Below are 7,013 nucleotides of genomic sequence, written 5' to 3'. Positions count from 1 at the left end.
CAATCTTCCAATCCAAAACCTCCTTCCAAACCCCGGCCCCTTGTGCCCGGTACCGCTCTTCCGTTATCATAGAGCATCGACAATCATCATGGAGGGCTGCGCTATGCCGGGACTCGTACGAACGATGGTCGTTGGATTGACGATGGTCTTGCTGGCCGGTTGCGGCTACAACGACCTGCAAGGCCTTGATGAAAACGTGAAGGCGGCCTGGTCGGAGGTTCAGAACCAGTATCAGCGGCGGGCCGACCTGATCCCGAACCTGGTCAACGTGGTGAAGGGGTACGCGGCGCACGAACGGGAAACCCTGGAGGCCGTCACCGAAGCGAGGGCCAAGGTCGGCTCGCTGCAGGTGACGCCCCAGACGCTCAATGATCCCCAGAGCTTTAAACAATTCGAAGACGCGCAGGCCGGTCTGACCTCGGCGCTTTCCCGCCTGATGGTCGTGGTCGAGAAGTATCCCGATCTCAAGGCCAACCAGAATTTTCTGGACCTCCAGTCCCAGCTCGAGGGGACCGAGAACCGGATCACCGTGGCGCGCAAACGCTACATCGACTCCGTGAACGAATATAACAAGATGGTCCGCTACTTCCCGACCAATCTCACGGCCCGGTATATCCTTCATCTGGACATCCGGCCGAATTTCACGGCCACGACGCCGGGCGCCGAAAAGCCGCCCGAGGTGAAGTTCTAAGCCGTGCGTTTCATCAAGCTGTCGTGCTTTCTTGCAATCTTATTCGCGATCGGAACGTTCGCTCCGGTTTGGGCCGCCGTGCCGCAACCGGCGGGGTACGTGACGGACGAGGCCGGCATCTTAACCCCGCAACAGATCGCCTCCTTGGACCGGGCGCTTTCCGAGTACGAGCAGCGCACGTCCAATCAGATCGTCGTTCTGACGGTGAAATCCCTCGAAGGTCAGGACATCGAGTCCTATTCGATCGCGGTCGCGGAGGCCTGGAAGGCGGGACAAAAGCATAAAGACAACGGCGCGATTTTAATCGTCGCACCCAACGAACACCGGGTGCGGATCGAAGTCGGCTACGGCCTCGAAGGCGTTCTGACCGACGCCCGATCGGCGGAGATCATCCGGAACATCCTTGCGCCTCGGTTCCGGTCCGGCGACTACGATGGCGGCATTACCGAGGCCGTGTCGGCCATGGAGGCCGTGATCGGAGGGGAATTCACGGCCGAACAGAAGGCTCCGGAGCAAGTCCAGTCGTTCTTTCCCATCCTCGTCATGCTCTTGTTTTTCGCGGGCCTGATCGGACTGATTCACTGGAGCGCGGGCGCGATCGCGGGAGGTTTTCTGGCCGGCGGATTCAAGATGCTCGCCGGGCTTGCCGGGATCGGACTGATTCCGGCCGTCATTCTGGGACTCCTGTTCGGCGCCGTTGCTCCGTTTTTCCTGAAACTCTTTTTCGGTTTCTACGGCGGGCCGATGGGCGGCGGGGGATGGAGCGGCCGCTCGGGTTTCGGCGGCTTCGGCGGCGGGCTGGGGGGCGGCGGGTTTGGAGGATTCTCCGGCGGCGGAGGAGGTTTCGGCGGCGGCGGCGCTTCGGGGAGGTGGTGATGCGGAAAGTAGAACGATATCTCAACCCAAACGATCAAGAACGGATCCGTCGCGCCGTGGCCAAGGCCGAATCGCGCACGCGCGGCGAAATCGTGCCGATGATCGTTCGCGCGAGTGATGCCTACGCCCATCTGCACGTGGCGGGCGGGATCGCTTTCGCCGTGGCGGCGTTTGTAACAGGCATGGTCCTCTGGCCCAAGAGCCATCCTTCTTTATTTCTGATGCTTGAGCTTCTGGGTTACGTTCTCGGCGATCTTCTTTTCCGTATAGACGGGATCAAGCGCCTGTTTCTCACGCACCGGGAGATGGAGGCGAAGGTTTTCGATCGGGCTCTGCGCGCCTTCTATGAACACGAACTGCACAAGACGCGGGAGTCCACAGGCGTCCTGATCCTGGCGTCCTTATTGGAACGGAGGGTTCAGATCCTGGCGGACCGCGGCATCCATGAAAAGGTGGGGGACGCCGAATGGCGGAAGGCGGCGAACGTCCTGACTCGGGCCCTCAAGGAGAGGCGGCCCGGAGACGGGTTTTGCGAGGCGATCGCCGTCTGCGGCGAGGTTCTGACGCGGCACTTTCCGGCCGATGGAAGCAGCCCGAGGGAGAATCCGAACGAGTTGCCGGACGCACCGATTCAGAGCGCCTAAAAAGAGTCGTTGCAATCATCCGATGTTTTGAATAAAATGAGCAATCCACAGCGTATCCATTTTCTAATGCTCTGAATATTGCGAAGCGATTTTTACGGAGAGGTGGCCGAGCGGTTGAAGGCAGCTGCCTGCTAAGCAGTTGTGGGGGGAAACCTCCACCTAGGGTTCGAATCCCTACCTCTCCGCCATATATTTACGTAATGTGTCCGTTTGGGATTCGGATGTGAGAGGAAGCCTTCGGGCGAGGGATTGATATTCCGTGCCTTTGGCACGGCGGCACCTTGCGAATCCCTACCTCTCCGGAAATTTTCCGCAGGGAAATTTTCCCCTATTCACCCTTTACGATTTACTTTTTCTGCGGAAAATTTTGGTGTGTGGTAAATTGTAAATTGGGTTTTGGGGGATCGTAAGCCCTGAGGCGAACGATTCCTGCCTATTCCCAAAATATTTTTGAAAGGACGTGTCATCATGCCCGAGCAAAAACCTAATCCGCTTAAACTCCGCAGCCGCGACGTGATGGAAGGTCCCGAGCGCTCGCCGCATCGGGCCATGTTTCACGCGATGGGGTTTTCAGATGAACAACTGGCCCGGCCGCATATCGGCGTGGCCAGCTCCTGGAACGAGGTTACCCCGTGCAATGTCCATTTGAACCGACTGGCCCAGCATGCCAAGGAAGGCGTGCGCGAGGCCGGCGGGATGCCGGTCGAATTCGGGACGATCGCCGTGAGCGACGGGATCGCGATGGGGCACGAAGGCATGAAGGCCTCGCTCATGACCCGGGAGGCGATCGCGGACTCGGTCGAGCTGGTGGCCTTCGCCCAGCGCTTCGACGGCCTCGTCACGATCGCCGGCTGCGACAAAAGCCTGCCGGGGATGGTGATGGCCAGTGCGCGACTGAACATCCCCTCCGTTTTTATCTACGGCGGGACGATCATGCCGGGAACGTTCCATGGAAGGGACGTCACGATCCAGGACGTTTTTGAGGCCGTCGGAGCCTACACCATGGGCAAGATCTCATCGAGCGAATTAAAGACGCTGGAGAACGCGGCCTGTCCCGGCGAAGGTTCCTGCGCCGGCATGTTCACCGCCAACACGATGGCCTCGGCGATCGAGGCCCTGGGGATGTCGCTTCCGGGCAGCGCCTCGGTTCCGGCCATCGATGAGCGGCGGAACTGGGTTTGTGTCGAGAGCGGCAAGGCCGTGCTCAATTTACTGAAGCTGGGAATCAAACCCCTTGATATCATCACGCGCAAGTCGCTTGAGAACGCGATCGCGGTCTGCGTCGCGATAGGCGGCTCGACGAATTCCGTCCTCCATCTTCTGGCGATCGCCCATGAGGCCGGGGCGAAGCTCAAGATCGAGGATTACGACCGGATCAGCCGCCGGACGCCGCACATCGCCGACATGAAGCCCGGAGGACGTTATGTCATGGTCGATCTGGACCGGGTCGGGGGCGTGCCGATCCTCATGAAGGAACTGTTGGACGCCGGTCTTCTCCACGGGGACGCCCTGACCGTGACCGGGAAAACGGTGAAGGAAAATCTCAAGGATGTGGAGTTTCCCGTCAACCAGGATGTGGTGCATCCCGTGAAATCCCCGATCAATCCCGCCGGCGCGATCGTGATCTTGAAAGGCAATCTCGCCCCGGAGGGCTGCGTCGTGAAGATCGCCGGGGTGAAGAATCTGAAGCACCGGGGACCGGCGAAGGTCTTTGACCGCGAGCAGGACGCGTTTGCCGCGGTGAAGGCCCGGCGGATCAAGGCCGGCGACGTCGTCGTGATCCGGTATGAAGGGCCGAAGGGCGGGCCCGGCATGCGCGAGATGCTGGCCCTGACGGCCGCGCTGGTCGGCGAGGGATTGGGCGATTCGGTGGCGCTGCTGACGGACGGCCGCTTTTCCGGCGCGACGCACGGATTGATGGCCGGCCACGTGGCCCCCGAGGCGGCCGTCGGCGGACCGATCGCGATCGTGAAGAACGGCGATCACATCGTCATCGACGCGACCCGGCGCCGGATCGACGTCGAGCTGACGGAAAAAGAGATCCGGCAGCGGCTTAAAAAGTGGAAGCCGCCCCGTCCCCAATACACCCGCGGCGCCCTCGCGAAATACGCCCGATACGTCCAAAGCGCCGCAAAAGGGGCGATTTGCGAATAAGGGCGGGTGCGTTCGCGCGGAGGTGATCGTCAATGCCGGTTTCCAAGACCAAGCTTAAGTCCCGTCCGGGAGTTCAAGTATTCGAGACCCGGCTTGAGTCGATGGGGGTGGATGACGCCTGGACCGTTTTCCGGATGCCGTTCTCGGTCGAGGATGTTTTCGGAACCCGTGCCCGCCTTCCGGTCAAAGGCACGATCAACGGATTTCCCTTCCGCAGTTCCCTGTTCCCGATGGGCGAAGGCCGGCATTTCATGATGGTCAACAAGCAGATGTGGGAAGGGGCCAAAATCCAGGCGGGTCGGACGGTTCAGGTTGTTCTGCAAAAGGATAACGAACTTCGAAGCGTCGCGGTTCCCCGGGATCTGATGGCGGCGCTCTCCCGGAGCAAGACGGCCCGGAATCTTTTTGGGAAACTGTCCTACACCCACAAAAAAGAATTCATTCGCTGGATCGAGTCGGCGAAGCGGCCCGAAACGCGCGCGCGGCGGATCCGCAGCGCCGTGACGATGATCGCGCAGGGCCGGACCTACGGCAGTAAAGAATGAATGAGGAGGCCTCGGAGAAATCAACCTTCCTGCCCGAGCCGCCTCAGAATCCGACCGGCGGCGAGACGCTGGTCGTGGACGGCTCGGGCCCGTCTTCCTACCGCCTTCCGAGCGAGGCCTTGAAGGATGCCGGCCCGGACGACCAGATCTTTATCCGGTCCGGCGTGTACGAGGACAAGATTTTCGTCGAAAACCGCCCGGTCCGGATGATCGGGGCCGGCCGCGACCATGTCCAAATTTTCAGCCGCCGCGGCGGTCCCTTCTACCTCCAACAGGTTCCGGAGGGGCTGGTCAGCGGGATCACGTTCCGGTACGTCGGGAGCGACCCGCATTCGGCGATGAACGTTCTCGATTCGACCTGCACGATCACCGGCTGCCGGATCACCGAAGGGCTCCTCTCGGGAATCGTGGTCTACGGACCCCGATGCCGGGCCAGCCTGATGGACAACGAGGTCTGCCGGAACCGCGAATCCGGGATCTTCATCTTTGCCGGCGCCCGTCCCTATCTCACCAAAAATCGCTGTCACGCCAATCACCATTTCGGAATCGCGGTGCGCGATCCCGAAACCCGCCCGGATCTGGTCCGGAACCTTTGCCGTGACAACATGCTGAGCGGGATCCTGATCTTCTATCACGCGCAGGCGATGGTCCTTGAAAACGCGTGCCGGGACAATCAACACTGGGGTCTAGTGATGACGCCGGACTGCGAGACCACGCCCGGCCGCGATGAGCTTATGAAGGCCAACCGCCTCGAGCCCAATCCGCGCGGGGCGCTGTGCGTGACGGAAGAGCCGCTGGCTGAGATCGGACGGTAAGCAGGCAAGGGAAATCCCTTTGCGGCTATACCGGCGGCCCCCGGTCTGAGCCGGGCGCACACGGAGCTTCCTTAGAATACCGTCGACCGATCCAATCAACGGTGATCAAACGTCAGGTCGTCGAACGGCAAGCCAAACACATGGAGTACGGTCGATGCGACTTGTGCGGCGGGCGAAGGCCGGGGGGCACCGGTATAGCTGCGTCGCTAAAAAAGTTTTTCGAGATCTTCCGGCCGGATTCCCTGGAGGCTATCGACGGTTCGCTCCGCGTGGGTCAGCTTTTCTTTCGGGTAGGAATTCGTCACCGCGAGGCATTTCATGCCGGCCGCGTGCGCGCCTTCGATGCCGTGCAGCGAATCCTCGATCACGAGGCATTCCTCCGGCCGGATCGGCGGGGATGGGATCGGCCCGGTTTGATTGATCTGGGCCAGCGCGGTCTGAAACGCCTCGGGGTGCGGCTTCCCGTTCCGGACGTCCTGCGCCGTCACGAGCACCGGAAACGCGCCGCGCATTCCGCCCTTGTCCAGCGCGAACTTCACCTCCCCGCGGAACGCGCCGGAAGCGATCGCGAGCCGGTACCGGCCCTGGAGACGGCTCACCAGATCCACGACCCCGGGATAGAGGATCAGCTCCTGTTGCGAAAGCCGACGGTACGCCTCCATCTTCCGGATGATCAGGCTTTTTATGATTTTATTGTCGACCGGGCGGTTGTTGGCGCGCAAGATAGTTTCGAAGCAGCCCTTGTCGTCCATCGCGAGGTACTTCGAATAGTAGTCCTCGGTGGATAGAGGAATCCCTTCCTGCGCGAGAACCTCGCGAAAGGCCGTCAGGTGGTGCGGCTCGCTGTTCACGATCACACCGTCGCAATCGAAAATTACCGCGCGTAGCATAAGGCTACTATAACAAAATTCAGATAACAGAACAAATTACTTTTATAGAAAGGCAGTTGCCTGCCTGAGCGCTGAGGCACGCCGGAGCCTCCCAAGAATAACGGAACACCATTTAATCAATTGCGATCAAACGCAAGGTCGTCGAACGGTTGGCCATGGACGAAAAAGTAACATTGCTGCGACTCGTGCATCAAGCGAAGGCTGGCAGCGCCTTTGAAGACCCGTTCGACTGGCCCCTTCCTGCTCCGGCGGCTTTTGTTTGACCCGGCTAAGGCTTGGCCGCTCAATTTTGCGCCGGCGTTTTCTTCTCTTTCATCATGAACGTCATCCGGCGGATCTGGGCGAGAAAGAGATCGCGCAATACCTTTCCAGTTGAGGGATAAGTTTCGAAATAGGCT

7 protein-coding genes and 1 tRNA gene are annotated in these 7,013 nt (G+C 60.4%); 7 read left to right on the top strand and 1 reads right to left on the bottom strand.

Annotated elements, in window-relative coordinates; all coding sequences use genetic code 11:
• Positions 1-103: 103 nt before the first annotated feature.
• The 7 genes from VLY20_08265 (at position 104) to VLY20_08235 (ending at position 5,725) form a co-directional block, all read left to right on the top strand.
• Positions 104-691 carry a LemA family protein gene (locus tag VLY20_08265; GenBank protein HUK56637.1) on the top strand — a complete coding sequence of 196 codons (588 nt, stop codon included), beginning with the start codon at positions 104-106 and terminating at the stop codon, positions 689-691.
• A 3-nt stretch (positions 692-694) separates the two neighbouring features.
• Positions 695-1,567, top strand: coding sequence for a TPM domain-containing protein (locus tag VLY20_08260; GenBank protein ID HUK56636.1), 873 nt, complete (start codon positions 695-697; stop codon positions 1,565-1,567).
• A complete protein-coding gene (locus VLY20_08255; GenBank protein HUK56635.1) occupies positions 1,567-2,211 on the top strand; it encodes a TPM domain-containing protein in 645 nt (214 codons plus the stop codon). The genes VLY20_08260 and VLY20_08255 overlap by 1 nt, the downstream gene beginning before the upstream one ends.
• Positions 2,212-2,307: 96 nt before the next feature.
• Positions 2,308-2,399: transfer RNA gene (locus VLY20_08250), tRNA-Ser, on the top strand.
• A 280-nt stretch (positions 2,400-2,679) separates the two neighbouring features.
• On the top strand, positions 2,680-4,365 hold the full coding sequence (gene ilvD / locus VLY20_08245) for a dihydroxy-acid dehydratase (GenBank protein ID HUK56634.1): 1,686 nt from the start codon (positions 2,680-2,682) through the stop codon (positions 4,363-4,365).
• Between the two features lie 32 nt (positions 4,366-4,397).
• Positions 4,398-4,910, top strand: coding sequence for a YdeI/OmpD-associated family protein (locus VLY20_08240; protein HUK56633.1), 513 nt, complete (start codon positions 4,398-4,400; stop codon positions 4,908-4,910).
• Positions 4,907-5,725, top strand: coding sequence for a right-handed parallel beta-helix repeat-containing protein (locus VLY20_08235; protein HUK56632.1), 819 nt, complete (start codon positions 4,907-4,909; stop codon positions 5,723-5,725). Before VLY20_08240 ends, VLY20_08235 begins: the two co-directional genes overlap by 4 nt.
• A 206-nt stretch (positions 5,726-5,931) precedes the next feature.
• On the opposite strand, the gene VLY20_08230 is transcribed toward VLY20_08235, so the two are convergent.
• Positions 5,932-6,615 (bottom strand): HAD family phosphatase, encoded by a 684-nt coding sequence (locus tag VLY20_08230; GenBank protein HUK56631.1) that lies wholly within the window; start codon positions 6,613-6,615, stop codon positions 5,932-5,934.
• Positions 6,616-7,013 lie beyond the last annotated feature (398 nt).

The organism is Nitrospiria bacterium (assembly GCA_035517655.1).
Lineage (GTDB): Bacteria > Nitrospirota > Nitrospiria > JACQBZ01 > JACQBZ01 > JACQBZ01.
Note: the sequence above shows the minus strand (reverse complement) of the source record. Positions and strands in the feature narration are given on the sequence as shown.